At 42.6% G+C, this 18,461-nt stretch carries 18 protein-coding genes; 2 read left to right on the top strand and 16 right to left on the bottom strand.

What is annotated here, in order from left to right:
* Positions 1–115: 115 nt before the first annotated feature.
* From LDK34_RS06390 to LDK34_RS06450, 13 genes are all read right to left on the bottom strand, one after another.
* Positions 116–703, bottom strand: a complete 588-nt coding sequence (locus LDK34_RS06390; RefSeq protein WP_178943198.1) for a hypothetical protein — start codon at positions 701–703, stop codon at positions 116–118.
* A 129-nt stretch (positions 704–832) separates the two neighbouring features.
* Positions 833–1,522: a coenzyme F420-0:L-glutamate ligase gene (locus LDK34_RS06395; protein WP_178943199.1), complete on the bottom strand. Its 690-nt coding sequence runs from the start codon at positions 1,520–1,522 to the stop codon at positions 833–835.
* A gap of 67 nt (positions 1,523–1,589) precedes the next feature.
* Positions 1,590–2,264 (bottom strand): CPBP family intramembrane glutamic endopeptidase, encoded by a 675-nt coding sequence (locus tag LDK34_RS06400; RefSeq protein ID WP_178943200.1) that lies wholly within the window; start codon positions 2,262–2,264, stop codon positions 1,590–1,592.
* Positions 2,265–2,797: 533 nt separating this feature from the next.
* Positions 2,798–5,434, bottom strand: a complete 2,637-nt coding sequence (adhE, locus tag LDK34_RS06405; RefSeq protein ID WP_161002145.1) for a bifunctional acetaldehyde-CoA/alcohol dehydrogenase — start codon at positions 5,432–5,434, stop codon at positions 2,798–2,800.
* Positions 5,435–5,823: 389 nt separating this feature from the next.
* Complete coding sequence (locus LDK34_RS06410) at positions 5,824–6,660, bottom strand: DNA/RNA non-specific endonuclease (protein ID WP_178943201.1); 837 nt, start codon at positions 6,658–6,660, stop codon at positions 5,824–5,826.
* A 119-nt stretch (positions 6,661–6,779) separates the two neighbouring features.
* Positions 6,780–7,304 (bottom strand): DUF1836 domain-containing protein, encoded by a 525-nt coding sequence (locus LDK34_RS06415; RefSeq protein WP_017261580.1) that lies wholly within the window; start codon positions 7,302–7,304, stop codon positions 6,780–6,782.
* Between the two features lie 101 nt (positions 7,305–7,405).
* Positions 7,406–8,110 carry a DUF975 family protein gene (locus LDK34_RS06420; protein ID WP_178943203.1) on the bottom strand — a complete coding sequence of 235 codons (705 nt, stop codon included), beginning with the start codon at positions 8,108–8,110 and terminating at the stop codon, positions 7,406–7,408.
* Between the two features lie 120 nt (positions 8,111–8,230).
* On the bottom strand, positions 8,231–8,908 hold the full coding sequence (locus LDK34_RS06425; protein WP_236941583.1) for a DUF975 family protein: 678 nt from the start codon (positions 8,906–8,908) through the stop codon (positions 8,231–8,233).
* A gap of 150 nt (positions 8,909–9,058) precedes the next feature.
* Positions 9,059–9,844 (bottom strand): recombination regulator RecX, encoded by a 786-nt coding sequence (recX, locus tag LDK34_RS06430; protein ID WP_178943501.1) that lies wholly within the window; start codon positions 9,842–9,844, stop codon positions 9,059–9,061.
* Between the two features lie 229 nt (positions 9,845–10,073).
* Entirely contained in the window at positions 10,074–11,210 is a 1,137-nt protein-coding gene (locus tag LDK34_RS06435) for a low temperature requirement protein A (RefSeq protein ID WP_178943205.1), read from the bottom strand.
* Positions 11,211–11,219: 9 nt separating this feature from the next.
* On the bottom strand, positions 11,220–12,092 hold the full coding sequence (locus tag LDK34_RS06440) for an aminoglycoside 6-adenylyltransferase (protein WP_178943206.1): 873 nt from the start codon (positions 12,090–12,092) through the stop codon (positions 11,220–11,222).
* 197 nt (positions 12,093–12,289) lie between these two features.
* The gene (locus LDK34_RS06445; protein WP_236941584.1) at positions 12,290–12,715 is read right to left on the bottom strand and encodes an Hsp20/alpha crystallin family protein; all 426 of its coding nucleotides are present in this window, start codon (positions 12,713–12,715) and stop codon (positions 12,290–12,292) included.
* Between the two features lie 179 nt (positions 12,716–12,894).
* Positions 12,895–13,260 carry a hypothetical protein gene (locus LDK34_RS06450; RefSeq protein WP_017261587.1) on the bottom strand — a complete coding sequence of 122 codons (366 nt, stop codon included), beginning with the start codon at positions 13,258–13,260 and terminating at the stop codon, positions 12,895–12,897.
* Positions 13,261–13,976: 716 nt separating this feature from the next.
* On the opposite strand from LDK34_RS06450, the gene LDK34_RS06455 reads away from it, so the two are divergent.
* On the top strand, positions 13,977–15,356 hold the full coding sequence (locus LDK34_RS06455; protein WP_178914968.1) for a hemolysin family protein: 1,380 nt from the start codon (positions 13,977–13,979) through the stop codon (positions 15,354–15,356).
* Between the two features lie 66 nt (positions 15,357–15,422).
* Here LDK34_RS06455 and LDK34_RS06460 read toward each other — a convergent pair whose 3' ends face one another.
* From LDK34_RS06460 to LDK34_RS06470, 3 genes are all read right to left on the bottom strand, one after another.
* Complete coding sequence (locus tag LDK34_RS06460) at positions 15,423–16,214, bottom strand: 4-hydroxyphenylacetate 3-hydroxylase C-terminal domain-containing protein (protein ID WP_284144509.1); 792 nt, start codon at positions 16,212–16,214, stop codon at positions 15,423–15,425.
* 23 nt (positions 16,215–16,237) lie between these two features.
* The gene (locus LDK34_RS06465; protein WP_263863205.1) at positions 16,238–16,840 is read right to left on the bottom strand and encodes a 4-hydroxyphenylacetate 3-hydroxylase N-terminal domain-containing protein; all 603 of its coding nucleotides are present in this window, start codon (positions 16,838–16,840) and stop codon (positions 16,238–16,240) included.
* Positions 16,841–17,008: 168 nt separating this feature from the next.
* Positions 17,009–17,845, bottom strand: coding sequence for an HAD family hydrolase (locus LDK34_RS06470; protein WP_236941585.1), 837 nt, complete (start codon positions 17,843–17,845; stop codon positions 17,009–17,011).
* A gap of 136 nt (positions 17,846–17,981) precedes the next feature.
* Here LDK34_RS06470 and nrdI point away from each other — a divergent pair, with 136 nt between their 5' ends.
* On the top strand, positions 17,982–18,449 hold the full coding sequence (gene nrdI / locus LDK34_RS06475; RefSeq protein ID WP_178943209.1) for a class Ib ribonucleoside-diphosphate reductase assembly flavoprotein NrdI: 468 nt from the start codon (positions 17,982–17,984) through the stop codon (positions 18,447–18,449).
* The last annotated feature ends 12 nt before the right edge of the window (positions 18,450–18,461 follow it).

The raw sequence follows: 18,461 nt of genomic DNA on the forward strand, positions 1-18,461 counted from the left end.
GTAAATTCGGAAAAACACCGAATCAACAGCACCTTCACGACTTGGTTTCAATATTGACGCCCTTCGGCTACGCATGAAAACATTAGGGATGTTAGTTCAGAACTAATCTATCAAATTAGCCGTTTTCTCTTATGTTGTATAACGCTAACTGACTTACACTATCGCCGGATTTCTGCGCCTCCGTCAGTGCGGTTCTCAACAAACGTGTCGGAACGTACGACGATGATGTCGTTGGCTCATAATCAATTTTATAAGCCTTAGTAGTTCCTGAGGATGTGACGGGAGCGACCCAAATACGATAATGACTTCCTGCACGCAGGCCATCAAAACGAACCATATTTTGTTCTGATGTACCAGACAATGCTGCACTAGACAATCTTAAGGTGATCGGTGCTGACCATCCTGACGGTGCCTGTCCACTCGCTAATCCTGATGGCAAGTCAGTCGCCGTTTTTGTCAGCGTGTAGTTGCTGACTGTTTCTGTACTGATTTTTTTGGCAGGTGCCTTTTTAGGCGTCGTTTTTTTAGTTGAACTCTGTGAAGCCGATTTTGATGAATCCTTCTTCGATGTTGCCTTTGTTGAGCTTGACTGCGTTTGGCTAGTGGCTGGCTTCGACTCTGCCACCGGTTTAACGGTCAGAGCGCCGACACCGATTGCCGCCAAAGCAACGATTAAAATATAAATATAATTGCGGGGCCGCATAAAAACCTCCTCAGGGGGTTGCTGCTTAAGAACAGAACAATAACTTTAATGCATAATTATCGCCTCAAACGGAAACAATGTCAAATTTGCACAGTTTGCGCGCAATTCTGCCAAACTCAGAAAACGCGGTCAATTGAGTGCGTCAGTAATCTTCGCATTGGTATCAAACTGATATTTTAGTCCACTTACTATTGCGACTGGAACGCCTGCATCACGCTGACCCATCTCCAACCCAGCCGCAGCAGCGACCATATCACACAATGTTTCTGTAGACCGCATTGGCGTTAATCCGTACACACCAATTGCTACTTGTGTTGCCCCCTTTTTGTCAGGTCGTCCATCGCTATCTGTAATGACAACAGAAACAGGCACACCAAACGCCGTTGTGAGTGTCAACGCGATTTTTCGCGCGGAAGTATCAGGAAATTCCGGTAGCAAGATGGCCTTTTCATCATCAATTTTATCTACACCTGCACTGGTTAAAAACAATCCGTTGGGCATTTGACCACCAATAAAATTATTTGTCACAGTTAATCGTTCAGCGGTTGTGTCACCCGTTTCGTTTATCATAAGTTGGATTAAGCGAGCATCTTTACGTGGAATCCGTTGATGAATCTTCTGTGCGTCAATCAAGGGCGCGACATTTTTTAACATGACCTCTCGATTTTCAGTAATCGATACAATTTTTGAAGCAACGCAGAAGACGTCATGCTGTTTAACAATAATTTGGTTTTCATGAACTGCTTTTACAATGAGCCGACCAATATTATCTTCGACTCGAACTTGACCTATATCTTTTAAACCAATTACTTCCACCACGTTACCGCCCTCCTCAGGCTGTGTTCAATCAATTTCAATATTAAAAAATTCATTTAAAAGACGATAACTAATAAAAGAGAGCAACTAAATTATTTAGCATGTGCAGTGCGATGCTAAATTTAACATTCTTAGTTGTCACATATGTCGTGGCAAAAAGCATCCCCATTACGGTGTAGACCCACATTCCTGGTGAAAACAGTGACGTGTGAACACTGGCAAAAAATAAGCCGTTGGTAATAATGCCTAAACCTCTTACCCATGGGTTGTCCATTCCTTTGAAAAAGAACACAAAAAATAATCGTCGAAAAAGCAACTCCTCAATTATTGGTGCTAAAACGACTACACCGTATATATTGAGAATTGGAAATTCCGTAATAGCCTTAACAACCATTTTCTGGTTTTCTGAATCAGGCGTCTTTATAAAATGTTGTACGATAATGAATACGATCAAGATCAGGACCATTATTCCAAACATCAACCATTTATGCTTACGAGTAGGCTGATGCTCAATATACGCATTACCATAATAGCGTCGGGCATCGTCGAACGTATACAATTCCAGCCAAATAAATAGAATTGAAGTAATTGTCACCAAAACAATAAACAGCCATTGGTAATCTCTAGATTCCGATACACCTATTAATTCAGGCATGTGAGCAGGAAGCTGTGACGTTTGATACAAAAATAGCATCACCCAAATGGTAATAATGCCAATAACATAACGACTAATTTTTGCTTTCATAAATAACATCTGCCTTATATCATCATTTATAATCTTTTTAATTATTCTACAACGAATGCAGCGTTTACACACGAAATGGCTTTTAACAACGTTTGCACTGAATTTTTTTAGATGATAAAAGTACTAAATCGAGCTTTAACGATGGTGAAATATCGATCATTGCCAACAAACTAACGGAACTCTGTCTGCTTAACTTCGGTGATTCAGTCAAACTGCATAGCACTATCTGAGCTGAAGGGCGTCAAACATGAATGCAAGTCGTGAACGCGGTGTTAATCAGGCGGCTTTTATGCCTGATTTACACCGCAGGACGGTCGTGAAGACGTGAACTTCGGCTTTACGGCGAGGTGAAAGACGGTGAACTTCCGGCTTGAACCGGTCCCACGGCGGCGTTCATGTTTGACAACCGCAAGCGTCAGCTTAACCATTAATTGACCCCTGCATTAACAAAATGAGTACAGCAAAAAGTCGCTACCAATTTTTCATCAGTAACGACTTTTTCAAACTTCATTTATTTCCAAGAATACTTAATCTTAGTAGGCACCGCGAGTCTTAGTTTCAACACCCTTACCGTCGTAATCCTCTTCCAAGATTTCCTTCAATTCAGAAATCAGAGGTTCCTTAGGGTTGGCAGTTGTACATTGATCTTCGTAAGCCAATTCTGCTAATTTGTCGACAGTTGCATCGAAATGCTTCTTGTCCACGCCGTTAGCCTTCAAGCTTAATTCAACACCGACACTGTGTGCCAAGTCGATAAATGCTTGAACCAATGCTTCAACTAATTCTTCAGTCGTGTCACCCTTCAAGCCAAGGTAACGAGCAGCTTCAGCGTAGTCTTCGTCAGCACGGTAGTATTCGTACTTAGGCCACATAGCCAACTTAGTAGGCATCTGGGCGTTGTAACGAATCGTGTGTGGCAAAGTGATGGCGATACATAGACCATGGGCTAAGCCAAATTCCCCACCAAGTTTGTGGGCAACAGAGTGGTTAACACCCAAGAATGCGTTAGCAAAAGCCATACCAGCTAAGGTTGAAGCGTTGTGCATTTCTTCCTTGGCGTGGGCGTCACCATTGTATGAAGCAGTCAAGTTGTTGTAAACCAACTTCAAGGCTTGTAATGACCATGGCTTCGTGTAGTCTGAGGCCAAGCTTGAAACGTATGATTCAATGGCGTGACAGAAGACATCCAAGCCAGAGTAAGCGATTGTCCGCTTTGGAACTGTCATGATGAACTGAGGGTCCACGATGGCAACATCTGGTGTCAAAGCATAGTCAGCCAATGGGTACTTAACGTGAGTCTTGGAGTCAGTGATAACAGCGAATGGTGTTACTTCTGAACCAGTACCTGAAGTTGTTGGGATAGCAACGAACTTAGCCTTGTTAGGCTTTTCAAACGTGTATGTCCGCTTACGGATATCCAAGTACTTCTGCTTAGCACCGAAGAAGTCTGCATCTGGGTGCTCGTAGAACATCCACATGTTCTTAGCGGCATCAAGTGGCGAACCACCACCGATGGCGATAATCGTGTCAGGCTTGAATTCGTTCATCAAACGAACACCGCGGTCAACCGTGTCTGTTGATGGGTCTGGTTCAACCTGGTCAAAGACTTCGATTTGAATGCTGGTAGCGTTTGGACGTTTGCGAAGACGATCGCGGACGATGTCGACGTAACCGTTCTTAACCATTGAAGGTGAAGCAACGACGAAGACTTTTTCGACACCTTCCATATCAGTTAAGTAACGAACAGAGTTCTTTTCAAAGTAAACTTTACTTGGAATCTTAATCCATTGCATGTTATTTCTCCGTTTGGCAATCGTTTTAACGTTGATTAAATCAAATGATGAAACGTTGTGCGAAACGGCGTTCTTACCCCATGAACCAGTTCCTAATGTTAAGGAAGGAATCATGTTGTTGTAGATGTTACCAATCCCACCAACGGCGGAAGGTGTGTTAATCAAGACACGGCTAGCCTTCATGCGAATACCGAATTCGTTCATCAAATCTTGATCTTCACTTTGGAGACCAGCTGTATGACCAAGGCCACCAAAGTCTAGTAATTCTTCACAAGTCTTCAAAGCTGCTTCACGTGTTGCTGCCTTGTAAACGGACAGAACTGGTGATAATTTTTCAGCTGACAATGGGTAATCAGGACCAACGCCATCGATTTCAGCTAACAGAACTTTAGTGTCTTCTGGGACTTTGATGCCAGCTAATTTAGCAATTTCGAATGCTGACTTACCAGCGATAGGTCCTTTGACACCGTGCGTAACTGGGTTAAACATTGCATCGGCCAACTTCTTCTGGTCAGCCTTCTTGATCACAACTGAGCCCAAACGTTTGAATTCAGCCATTACGTCATCGTAAATGTCGGCATCGATAACAGCTGAGTTTTCAGAAGCACAAACCATCCCATTATCAAACGTCTTAGATAAAGTAATGTCGTTAACGGCACGCTTGATGTTAGCAGACTTTTCAACGTAGACAGGACCGTTACCAGGTCCAACACCTAAGGCAGGCTTACCAGTTGAATAAGCGGCCTTAACCATGCCAGGACCACCAGTAGCTAACGTTGAGGCAATACCATCGTTATTGATCAACAGGTTCGTTGCTTCAATAGAAGGTGTTTCGATCCATTGGATCATGCCTTCAGGAGCACCGGCTGCAATCGCAGCGTCGCGAACAACCTTACCAGCTGCCACACAAGATTTTTGTGCTTGTGGGTGGAAAGCAAAGATGATTGGGTTCCGTGTCTTAACGGCAATTTCTGCTTTGAAGACAACCGTTGAAGTTGGGTTAGTAACTGGTGTGATACCAGCAATAACACCAAGTGGTTCAGCAACTTCAGTGATTTCTTCAACATCATCTTCACGGATGATACCAACAGTCTTGTCATCCTTGATCTTGTGCCAAATGTTTTCTGAGGCAAAAATGTTTTTAATTGCTTTATCTTCAACAACACCACGGCCTGTTTCTTCAACAGCTAGCTTAGCTAGTTCCATGTGTTGGTCTAAGGCAGCCATGGCCATTTCGTGCACGATGTGGTCAATGCGCTTTTGGTCAAAGTCGTCCATTTTGGCTAATGCTTCATGGCCTTTGTCGACTAACTTCTGAATCGTTTCTGCGATATCAGTTGTGTCTTTTTCAGCCTTCTTATCAGTTTTAACAACCATTGTTTGATTTCCTCCATCAATTTACAGGTTATTGTTATCTCTTTCACAATTAGTATCATATCACCATGTAAAAACTTTGCAAGCCTTTTTGCTCACAAATTAACAAAGAAAATTATAGTAAGCGTTTTCATCTTTATTATCAAGGGATTTAGTGCCGTAACATTTTTTCTAACAGCGCTTTTTTAAATTTGAAAAGGTATTGTGAATATTTAAACTAGTTATCAAATATATGTGCAATACTGCGCTAACTTACGTAAATGATGACGCAACAACCGTAAGCTACAAATAATCGTCGTAAAAATCTTGATGATCTTCACGGCGATTATTTATGTCATAACGAATAAGCGTGTTTCTGAAAGGACCAGTAAAACAAGGTCCACATTTAAAAACTAATATTCTGGTGATTCATCCGGTGTCGGAACATCCATTCCTCGATCTACCTTAGAACGACCGGTCGCGTAATCAAACTGAAAATCAGGCTGCACATTGAAGATATACACATTAAAATTCAAACTGCCATCCGTTGAAATCGCCTGTAAATGGACACCATTAGCCATCTCGTTATCCCCTTGAAAAATGGCCTGTGCCTGATAAATGACCTTCTTATTATCACGCAGTGCATTGCGCACCTTGCTTTCGTAAATCGTTTGTAGCGTTTGATTGCTAAAAGCCGTTTGGGTGAACAGGTTCTTTGGATTATTCTGATCGCCCGATTCATTGTTTGGACTGTACTCGCCATCCTGGTCAATTCCGCCTGATAGTGAATAGGCAATCAAATGACCGCGATTAATAATGGCTTGCCCGTTGACCATCTTTTGGTGCCAGCCTGTGGGTTGGACATATTGTCGAACCCTCAGCGAATCATTGGCCACGTTGCGGGACTCTAAATAGGCAGTGTTAGCCGTTGATGTCCGGTTTTCATTATCCAATGCACTGTAAATCACATGATTACGCTGCCAATCATTCTTGTTTAGCGTGCTGCGATTATGATTGACCGTGATCACCGCTGGTTTACCCGATGCATAAGTTAGCTTCGCTAAGGCTGCAGCATCCGTAGCTTGAGTACTTCCCTGCTCAGATGTTTGTTCATGACTGGATTGAGTCGTCTGTTGTTGACCTTGGCTGACCGGCCCGCTAGCCTGACGACTCAACGTAAACGCTCCAAAGACAATTGCGACAACTACCGCTGCTACTACAGCGTATATTACATTCTGGCGATTTCGCATGTTTTCTCCCCGTCTAGTTATCTTTGTATTTTATTCTACCTAATAAATAGAAATGACGGGACACATTGCGCAAAAAAAGTTCATGACCCATATGAATGAACTGGATCATGAACCCGAATTTACTTTTGTTCAACTGGCTTTGGCTTCACGATCTCTTTCGTGAGTGCCAGTAACTTCTCTGATTTCATCTTATCTAACACTGCATTAACTGCGATCTTCATCATTTGATCATTCAAGTTGGTCGCCGCGTCCGTGCTCAGCGTGCCCTGCAGCCCGGCCAGCATAAGGTCAATAAACGTATCATATGCCCGCTTTGGGAATAAGCTTGCAGTAACTTGATCCATCCCCTGGCGAATTGTATCCATTGAATACGTTGGCTTCAGCAAACCTATCAACAAGATATCTGCCACCTGCATCACCTGATACTTCTTCTTTACTGGTGCCAAAATAATGTTGTGTTTAACGTAATTATTGATCATTGCCGGCGTCACCGAATCAACATCCAGTGGGCCCAGGGTGTCATTAACATAAGCAACAACTTGATCCATATAAAGATCAAACTTTGGTAGCTCATCCCACTTAGGTAGTTTAACCTCCGCGAGGTGTTGTTCCCACTTGTGATAGTCATTAAAAGAATCAGCCATGCTCATTGTCCTCCTTAGACACTTTGACTAGTTATGCTCTAAGGATAGAATAACAGCTTCATCTAGTTTTGTAAACTAGATGAAGCTGTTATTTGACTATGTTATGGTTCATTAACATCTCGAAAGGCAATGTTGATATTGCTAGTTGCTTCAAGTTCATCATAATAAGCAGCCATCGTCGCGTCATAATACGGTGTTACCCACAGTGTTGCAATTCCGAGTGAAATCATGCACAGCAGCCACCAACCAATAAAGCTTAGTTGCATCACAAAGTATTCCCATTTGTGTCCAATCATCAACTGACGGCTGAGTGACAAACTCGTCCAGACCCCCGACCAGATGGACGCTTGCGGATCACTATCGTGCAAATCTTTGTAAACATAAACTGACTGTGAAAACATCAAAGCAAAAATAACTCCTGGAATGATTACTAACACAAATCCGATTCCAATTATAAAACTTGAAATTATCCCCATCGCAAGCAATCCAAAGATAGCCGCTGAACCGATAACCCGAAAGGCATCAGTTCCGGGATTTACCGTCCGTTTGGGATTACGAATCCAGTCTAGGAACGTATAGGTGACACCAAGATTAATGCCCCACGCCAGCATACTCAAAATAAATGGCCAAAATGACATATGAACATTCATGTTTGTCATATCAGCATAAAAATTGGCCTGATGTGTCTGATACGAGCCACTAACCCATGACAAAAGCAGTGGAATAATTACCAGCAGAATGGCGCGTCCCCAGTGTCCACGCAACAAATCCTTTGCATCTTGCTTTAACTCAGCTCTTGTTTTCATTAAAAAAGTACCCCTTTCAAATGACGCTGTTGGCATGACGCCAACAAAGTCCATGAAATAAAGGTACTTGAAAAGTTGCTTAAACACAAATTGTTTGTCGCTATTATTATTTTTATGAATTTAGGCATGTTGTGCAATCAACGCGCGATTTTCGGCAGCCAAGGCATCATAGTATCCGGCCATTGTTAACTGGTAATATGGTGCCAGCCAGATGAATCCAATTCCTAATGTTGCGATGCTTAATAAGAGCCAGCCGAGAAAACTCAGATTTAGTTTAAAAAATTCCCACTTGTGACCAACCATCATTGATTCGCTTAATGAAACACTATTGATAACGCCTTCCCAAGCGCCCATCTTTGGGTCAGTTTCGTGTTGATCCTTATAAATATACACTGATTGAGAAAACATAAGTATGAAAATAATACCAGGAATGATAATTAACATACCAATTGAGACAATAAAGCTCATAAAAGCAAGCTGCACCGTTAAAGCTAATACCGTGTTAACTGATAGACCAAAAATACGTCCAGGCAATGATTGATTAATAATATCGGTATTTCGTACCCAGTCTAATAATGTATAAATAATCCCAAAAGCCATAACCAACTCAGTAACATTAAATAGTGTATACCATTCTCTGGCCGCTAAATTAGTATGGAGCCAACTGACATTACTGTATTTGTAGGCGGCAGATAATAATGTCAAGATCACTGGCACAATCGTCAGTTTAATTGCACGTTGCCAGTGACCACGCAATGTCTGACGTGCATTTTTCTTCAATTCAGAATTGGTCAGCATGATGATTCCTCCGTTCTGATAATCAACTTAGTAATACATTATTTTTCTATAATATATTCTTAACCAATCCAAAATAAAAGCAAAACGTCTTGCGTAATAGCAACGTTTTGCTTATATCTTTTTAGCTATACCAATTAGTTATCTTCTCGATTAATCGTTGCCTTCAACCAGCGTATCCAACACCCGATTAATATCGTCAAACTGATAGCCCTTACCATATAAAGTTCGTTTAGTCCGATTCAATCGTTCCCGATCATCATAGCGACGATTGCGCCGCCAAACTTTCTGAGCTTCATGAGTCAATAAGTCCGTTTCTGTATCTTCGTCACGTGTGAGTTCAATTTGATTCATGACTTGATCAATGGTTTCGCGTTGAAAACCTTTAGTCATCAGTCCTTGAATAACCTTTTGCTTCTGCGTCGAAAACGGCTTTCGAGCGTAATGCTTTGCTAGCTTTTCAGCCACCGCCACGCCGTTTTCGACCAATTCGTCGTCCTTAAATTCAACCAATGCGTTATCAATTAGGTTCTCACCGATCCCTTTTTGACGCAAATGTTGGCGAATAACGATTGGCCCCTTGTCTGATGTATTGCGCATTGTGCGGACATAAGCACTTGCGTAAGCTTGATCATCCAGAAGATTAAACTCTCGTAATCGCTCCAATGTGGATTCAATGACGTCATCATCAATCTCCAGTGTTTTAAGCTTGTCCGTAACTTCTTTTTCAGAGCGCAGCTGACCGGATAAGTAGTCTAGCGCTCGATTATAAGCTTTAGCGACATCGTCTGCCGCAATAATTTCCGTTTGTAAGTCTTTATCGATGACCATTCCCTTAAAAATTCGGTATTTGATCATGACTGACTCACTGATTGGAAAAGCATATTTACCATCTAAATAAACGTTGTAACGACCGGTGCGTTTCTGCGCTTCAATCATCGTTACTTCGTTTTTAGTCTGACTGGTTCGCGAACTATGCTCAGTCGGCGCTTTCTTGTGTTTAGCCAAGAGATCGGCCGCAATGTCAGCGCCGTTAGTTGAACTCGTATGTGGTTTGGAACGTTTTGATTTTGGCACACCCACATCGCCAATTAAAATTGGTTTATTTTCGTGATCGCTCATTGTGGCCTCCTTGTTTACCAAATTTGATCAAACTTTTTTCTATTATTCAATCCGCATTGTTGGTACTTAACCGTGACACTTCCCGATTCCACCACCACGCAATGCCCAGTAAGAACAAAGCGATGAGAACCATGACGATCTCTTGCCAATCACGACAAAACCAAATAACCGCACCGGCAACCATAGCCGAGCATGTCGCGTTGCCAAATAACAAACGCCAATGTTCGTTTGCACGACGAGAACCATAAGTGGATAACATCATCGCAGAACCACCTAAGAAAAACCACAGTCCAATCGTCATTAGTAGTGCAAATTGCCAGCCGATTAGCTCATGCTTTAAGTATAACGTCACAATCGCAGCGACTAAGTCTAAACCGACAAATACAAAGTAATGGATGTTAATGAGTGCGATGCCCGCCGTCCGTTTGTGCCGGTCAATACCTTGTTGGTAAATCGTAAAGTAGACCCAAAAGAGTGCCACAATAATGAGAAAAAACGGAATCGACAGCCAGTCAAAATGATGAACATCCACAACTTCCGTAACCGCGATAATCGCTTCACCAAACAGTAGTAGCGTAAACAACGAATACCGTTCCGTCAGATGTTCAAACATCGCTGGAAAGGCGGTCAATCTGTCTTTCATAAAAATTGGCGCAATGTTGGCATAAATCATCGACAGAATATAAACAACCTCACGAACACTGTAGGGCGCCCACGGAATGATCGTAATGGCGCCGATGACACTGGTTATAATCAAAATACGCGCCAGCCCATAAGCCACTTTCAGTTGTCGTGGATCCGTTAAATGACGACTGCGTAATAAGTACTGAACGGCAATGCTAAACAGTAGCAGCGAGGTTGCCCCGGGAAAGGCAATCTGTGTGGACGCAAAATTCGGTGTCAGTGACTGTGACAACACAATCACGATAAACATGTCAAACAACATGAAGACGCCGTGTTGAATGTTCTCTTGAAAAAAACGGTTAACCAACACCGTTTGATATGTCCATACCGTCCAAAACATAAACACCATGACAGCAAATTCGACCAAATACAATGCAGGAATGGTGTCATGGTGAACTAAATGTAGAACTGTCGTGATGCGACTAATCGCATAGGCAAAAATCAAATCGTAAAACAGCTCGATGTTACTTACTTCTGAATGTTGACGCAATTCTCTCATGAACTACACCTACTTTTGCGGCTGAACAGCAGATGATTCGCCCATAACTTTCTCTTCGTAAGCTATAACGTGAGCGGGATAATCAGGAAAATCGAAGCCAAGTTGATCTGCAACAATTCGCGCCGTTTCGATAAACAGTTGACTGGCAGTTTGCAACGATTGCCACGTTGCCGCCGCACTATCCAAACGATACGTTTCAATCAGCTTATCGTAGTCCTCTGTCGGTAATTTATCCTTTAGTCGACTGTCATTCTTACCAACACTGATCTGAAAGTTAGTGTTAACGCCCACTGACCACTCCAACATTTTTAAGAGTTCTGCACGGACTGGCGTTTCCATATATTGGTTGGCATACAATAGTTCACCACGTTTGAGTCCCTTCATGACGTACAAGCTGACCCAGAAAAACTCATTTACACAATTTTGATAGTCCTCTTCCGTCGGCTGAGTAATGTGAAAATCCCAGTCAGAAGTCTCAGGTTGCGCCTGAACCGGATGATCCTTGTCAAAAATCACCGTGTTTAAGTGTTCCGCCGCTAAATAGGCCTCCATATCACCCACACAGGCGATCTTAAGATCCAGCCGATTTCCATCCGTAAACTGCATTAAATAGGGATACCATGGCTGCATTGTGCCACTAAACAGTGCACCCGTTGGCTTTTGCATCATCAATCGCTCTCCAAACACATTTAGCCAGTCATCATTTTGCCGAAACGGTGTCGGGTCTTTTACAAAATAAGTAATATCAAAGTCTGCAAACTGATCCTGGTGGGCCGCCGGATTGTTACGTGAACCCTCCATGCCAATCGCCCGAATATTATCGTCCTTCTCGGCAACGGACTGAATTAATGTCATCATTTCTTGTGCACTACGCTGTGTCATGATGTTCCTCCTAACAACCCCAAACTCACGGTTACTCTTATGAGCAATTATAGCGCAGGTTTTGACGCAGGTCTTTGATTAGCCTTAGTTAAACATACGCAAAAAAATCCGTTTGAAACGAAAAAAGATGGTTTTATCAGCAGGAAATATGCTGGTAAAACCATCTGATAAATCATTACCTAGAAAGTTTGTTTAAACTAGTTTATTTCAATATCGTGATTACGTTCTTCACTGGCATCCGTCTTAGGTAACTTGATGGTCAATACACCGCCATCATAATGCGCTTCAATGTTATCACGATCAACGTTTGGCAAATAGAATGAACGATTTACGTTACTGTAACTACGTTCATGGCGAAGAACACGTCCATCATCATCTTTGTCCTCACGGTCATTTTCATGTTCAGCTTGAATGGTCAACGTATCATTGTTGTACTGCAACTTAATGCCATCTTTTTTAAAGCCAGGCAACTCGGCACTTACTTCGAAATCCTTGTCATGTTCAACCACATCGGCGCGCATTGAGCCACCGTGACGTGTCATGTCAAACATGTTGCGTGGGAAACCAGAGAAAAAGTCGTCCTGAGGGTCGTTAAAATCATCATTTCTTAAATCGTAACGCATATCAAAAGCCTTCCTTTTCAATAGTCTTAAATGGTTACTCCCATCTACACAGAATATAATAGTCAGTATTGGTCAAACTTTCAAGTGGTTTGTTCTAATTTTTGCACATTATTTTTTAGGCATCACAAAAGGCCTTCTAGCAGCGATGTCAGAAGACCTTCAGTAACATATTTTAATTTTTAGTACGTTTCATCTTCAACCAAACCACCGTTTGGCTTCAACTCATTTACACCCAATTCTTTACCCAAAACAAGTAATGCGTCTTCACGCGTCTTGATTTGATCCATATCCCAAATTGCGGAATGAATGGATGAATCATCGTAATCAAATTGTTCAAAGTAAATATATGGGTCTGAGTTACGGTCTTCTGAAGCTGCGATAATCTTAGTCGAGAAGCCATGCGCCCAATCCCGATCGTCTAATTTCGGAAAGTCCTTTACTGAAATAAAGCCCTTGTCTGCAATAATATCTAAGGCTTTCTTAACGTCGGCATCGTCATATTCAATGTTGGCATCATTATATTGTCCGTTCTCGTCTGCCATCATCAGCATCTCCTCTTTATTTATAAATCCAGCATAGCACTGTGGATTTTAAATGGTAAGCGAATCCACTCTTTTCTGCTGACCATCCTAATATCTGTCGTTCCAGCAAATAGAGACGCCGTTTCATGGGACCGGTCTCAGCCCGAAAGGCACGGTCTTCGACCTCGATTCAGAGCCGAAGCCCACATCTCTGAAGTCGTCCCGCACTCACTAAGCGGCTCCACCCCTTGCCGCTAAGTGGCGCCTTCACGAAACTCTGTCTCTATTTGCTTCCACTATGTAATAGCTGGTTTCTTCCCAACATTCAGATAAAAGAGTTTAAGTTTACAATTGTCGTTTGCCCGTTACTGATAGAAGCGTGAGGGCGTCAACATTGAAACCAAGTCGTGAAAGTAACGTTAATTCGGCGGGTTATCCGAATTTAGGTTACGGACGGTCGCAGAGACTCGGCTCTCCACGAGGCTTTGCGGCGAGGTGAACGCCCTCCGCTTTTCAGGGGGGGCTCGAACCAGTCCCCCGACGGCGTTTCAATGTTGACAACCGGAAGCGACAGCATAGCTAAATATAGAAGATAAAAAGTATTAGCACAGTGTTTAATGCTAATAATGACAACATAATCGTTACTTATTTGCGAATAAGCGCGTAAAGTGTTTTGTTCTCTATAGCTGGCGCGTTATAATTGTGGCAGACTTTTGAAACAAGAAATGGGGAATATTCCGTTGGATAGTGGTGAAATAATTAGCAACTTAGTCATTATGCTAATTACTTTTGTATTTGCTACCTTTTTCGTGGCGGCTGAATTTGCGTTGGTACAAACGCGGCCAAGTGTTCTGGAAGAAGAACAGGATAAACGCGAAAAGACATCAAAGAAGATCGATGTGGCCACCAGAATGGTCCACAACTTAAATGAATATTTATCAACAACACAGGTTGGTACCACACTGTGTGGGATTATCCTTGGTTGGATCGGTGAAGAAACCGTAACAACGATGTTGGTTGACCTGTTTGGCATCGTTAACCTCAATTTCAATACAACCTTGGCACATGCTATCGGTTCTGTTGTTGGGATTATCTTGCTGACGTACTTTGAAGTGGTTATCACCGAAATCGTACCAAAGAACATCGCGATTGACCGGCCATTCCAAGTTTTGATGTTGGTTGTTACACCTTTACGTTACTTCCACGTGGCTTTCTACCCATTCGTTTGGTTATTAAACACTTCGGCAAACGGCATCGTGAAAATGATGGGGATGAAGCCTGCTTCTGAAAGTGACGAAGCCTTCAGTCAGGCTGAAATCCTGAACTTGTCACGAAACGCCGTCTCCGGTGGTGAACTTGATCAGGAAGATTACGTGTTCATGCAGCGGGCGTTTGAAATGAACGACAAGGTTGCCCGTGACATCATGATCGACCGTACGCAGTTGGAAGTCGTCGACGTCACTGACACTGTTAAGGACGCTCTGCAGGTTTACTTAACTGAGCAATTCAGTCGCCTCCCCGTTGTCGCTGATGGTGATAAGGATAAAATCTTGGGTTACGTCTTTAACTACGATTTGATCCGTCAAAGTCAGGTTGACGATTCCATCAGTGTTGCGAAAGTGTTGCGGAACATTATCACGGTACCCGAAACCATGCCAATCCAAGATGTGCTGAAACAAATGATCAACAAGCAAACGCCAATCGTTGTGGTTGTTGATGAATATGGTGGTACTTCTGGGATCGTTACGGATAAGGATATCTACGAAGAACTGTTCGGCACTGTTCATGACGAAATCGATGATGTCTCTGACGAATATATCTTCAAGCAAGATGATGGTTCTTACCATGTCTCTGGGAAAATGACGTTATATGATTTTGAACGTTATTTTCAAACGGACATCAAGAAGTTTGAAGAGTCCGAAGTGGTTACGCTAACGGGTTACATCATTGAAGCAGATCCAGATATCAAGGCTGGTGACAGTTATCAAATTGGTGACTTCCAATTTACCGCTCTTGATTACGAAAATGCTTATATTAACTGGTTTGAAGTAATTCGCAAGCCCGTTGAAAATGATGAAACAAATAGTGATTCCGAAGCACAAGATACGAATGAAGACTAATTTTTTAAAGTAAAAGACCAGCCAAACATCTGCAAATGACGTTTGACTGGTCTTTTAGTATCCAATTTATTTCAAAATCCGTTTCAACATGGCATCGCCAATATGTAAATCTTCGCTATGATAATGCTGTGCGCGAATTCGAACCGGATCACCACCATGATAATATTCATACATTAACTGCCGTTGACCAAAACTTTCCCCGCTAACATCCCAGCTCAGGTTAAGTAACTTAGCACGATACTCGGCCGACATTAATGTGCTACTCATCATTTCATCCAACACGTGTCCTAATTTTCCATCAAAATCACGGCCGTCCGGCACACCCATCATTGATCCTGCTCCAAGTTTCTGAATTGTTGTTAAAGCTAATTCATACATTTTCGGCAACTGAGCACGAATCGCAAGCAACGGTTGCAAGTTGGGACCAAATACACCCGCGTCATCCATTGAACCGGTTAGTTCTGAATTAACCAACGCGCCGCGAACTAATTCCAAGTTAGCCGTTAGATTGCCCAACATTTCCTGTACGTTTAAATATTTATCTACCCCAAGCCGCTGCGCTAGTTCAATAGCCAGACTCGTTACAAATTCAAGCTTAACTGAACCACGTGCCTGGTCCTGCAATGTCGTATGCTGAAATAAACCACTTTCTATAAAGAATTGATTTGATTTTTTTACATCCTGAAAAACAAATACGTCCGACCAAGGAATAAAGACATCTTCAAATATGATGTAAGCATCAATTTCGTCAAAAGCATTACTCAATGGATAGTCAAACTCACTATGCTCTGGGCGATTAAAAGGTTTTCTACAAACAATAGATAATCCATCAGAATTGATTGGTAGCCAAAAAGCCAGTGCATAATCCTCATCCCCCGGTGCTAATGTTGGTGTGTTGGTGTGTTAAAGATTAGCAGTTCGTTAGATAGCGGTGCTAAAGTATTTACCATCTTGGCGCCATTAACGTAAATACCTTCGCTAGTTACTTTACTGGCTTTCACTCCTGTAGCACCCTTTGCAACTTCATGTAGTTCTTTTGAACGATCTATCTGTGGGTTTTGCAACGCATGAGATACGAATACATCAGATTGTTTGACCCTGGCACAATAAGCATCAGCATTAGACGAAAAGTTGGTATATTTATTACTTCCCAAAAACTTTGTGTGCGCAGCAAAAGCTGGTATTCCGGAATCAATAAAATCAGGTGTCCGACCCAACATGCCATACGACTGGACTGCAATGTCTTGATATACTCGTCGTTTGGCCGTCAGATCCTGAACCGTATGCGGTGTTTTAAAGACAATGTCGTATTGTTGCCCATCTTCCGCATACATATGTGTCTCTGGATGTGTTTGTTGTAAACGATAGTAAGCATTCACATATGACAATGTTTTGATAAATACAGGTTCCTTAGACGGCAGGGCCAGCTTTTTACCGTTCAAATAGACTGACCGACCGTCATCTAAATTCGATGCTAACAACATTGAAAACTCCCCCAGTTTCAATTTTTCTGTGTTCAAGCACATGTTTCACACTATTTGTTTCTTGGACGATAATTCAGCCCTGCCAACTGACCGGCATCCCCCTCAACAGCGGTTTCCGTCTGCCGACCTGCTATCAAAGGCTAGTAGCGAGGTGCAGGATTGCAGATTTCATTGCTCCTGAACCTCCGCCAAGTCTGACGCTGTGATACCAAACATCTTCATCAAAAACTTTGGCACGCCATCTTCGTCGACCGGAACAGTTGTTGTCGCCGCTTGATCAATCACTGCCTGTGGAGAATCAGCCATCGCAACGCTGGTCTGTGCCTCGCTGAACATTGGCGCATCATTGAGTCCGTTACCGAACACAATAGTATGCGCGGCATCGATATGTAGCTGTTGTTGTACTGACCTAAGCGCAGTTGCCTTACTGACACCCTTGGGAATTAACTCGATGTTCCACGGATTTGATGCTGACAATGAGAATAAACCAGTCTCGTCAAACGCTTGACGCGCTAACGCTAACTTGTCGCCGTCGTGTGACACTGCCAAGCCATTTGTAATCGTATCTGCGATCATTTTTACATCGACGCTATCTTTCAAGTAAATCGTACCAGTGTCAACGCCGCGTCGTAAGAATCGCATATGCTCAATCGCCTCGTGTTCAGTGGACGTGTGAAAAGTATCCTTCAAGTTGAACAAACGGAGTGTTAGTCCGTAGCGCTCACAAATTTCATACGCAGCAATGGCCGCATCCGTGCCAAGCAGCGTTTGATGAATCTGCTCACCTTGAGCAATCACCGCCCCATTGGAACAGATGATGTTCATGTCAGGACTTAATTGATTGCCAATTGACCGTGCCAACGCAAGCAATCGTCCACTAGCAATATATGTTTCGTGACCCTCCGCTCGAAGTTTGGCAAACACTGCTTTCGTCAAGGGTGACACAATTTGGCTCTTCGGAATTAACGTGCCATCAATATCTGTAACAATTAAATAATGTGTCATTAACAATTCCTCCGTTAACACCATTTTACGCCTGTCCATGATGCGTCTGGAAGCTAGATTGCGAATCGTCAAGACTGGTTTCAAAAAAATCCTTGCTGTACACTCAACTTAAATCAAAAACGAGGAGTTCATATGCATGACGCCATTAAACATTCGCTACATATCTATTGAAGGAAACACCCGCAGTTTCGTCAGTCACCTTGCTGAATATGCTGACAAACAACATGAAGAAAATGCTGACAAACCCACACTTAAGGTTGAAGAAATCTCCGAACAATCAGATTTTATCGATGAAACAGAGCCCTACTTTGCGTTTGTCCCAACCTATCTAGACGGTGGCAATGGCATCGACAATGGCGTTAAAGAGCTAATGACAAATGTCCTTGGTGAATACATTGCCTATCATGATAACCGCAAACAATGTTTAGGCGTGATTGGTTCCGGTAACCGCAATTTCAACGAACAGTATTGTTTAACAGCCCGTCGCTATGCCGACAAATATGGCTTCCCATTTTTAGCTGACTACGAGTTGCGTGGAACGACCCGCGACGTCACCCGTATTTATGATTTAATCGTTAAAACAGCTATTCAAGCAGCCAAATAAAAATATCCTGAA

The sequence above is a fragment of the Furfurilactobacillus milii genome, from assembly GCF_021654115.1.
In the GTDB taxonomy this organism is placed as follows: domain Bacteria; phylum Bacillota; class Bacilli; order Lactobacillales; family Lactobacillaceae; genus Furfurilactobacillus; species Furfurilactobacillus milii.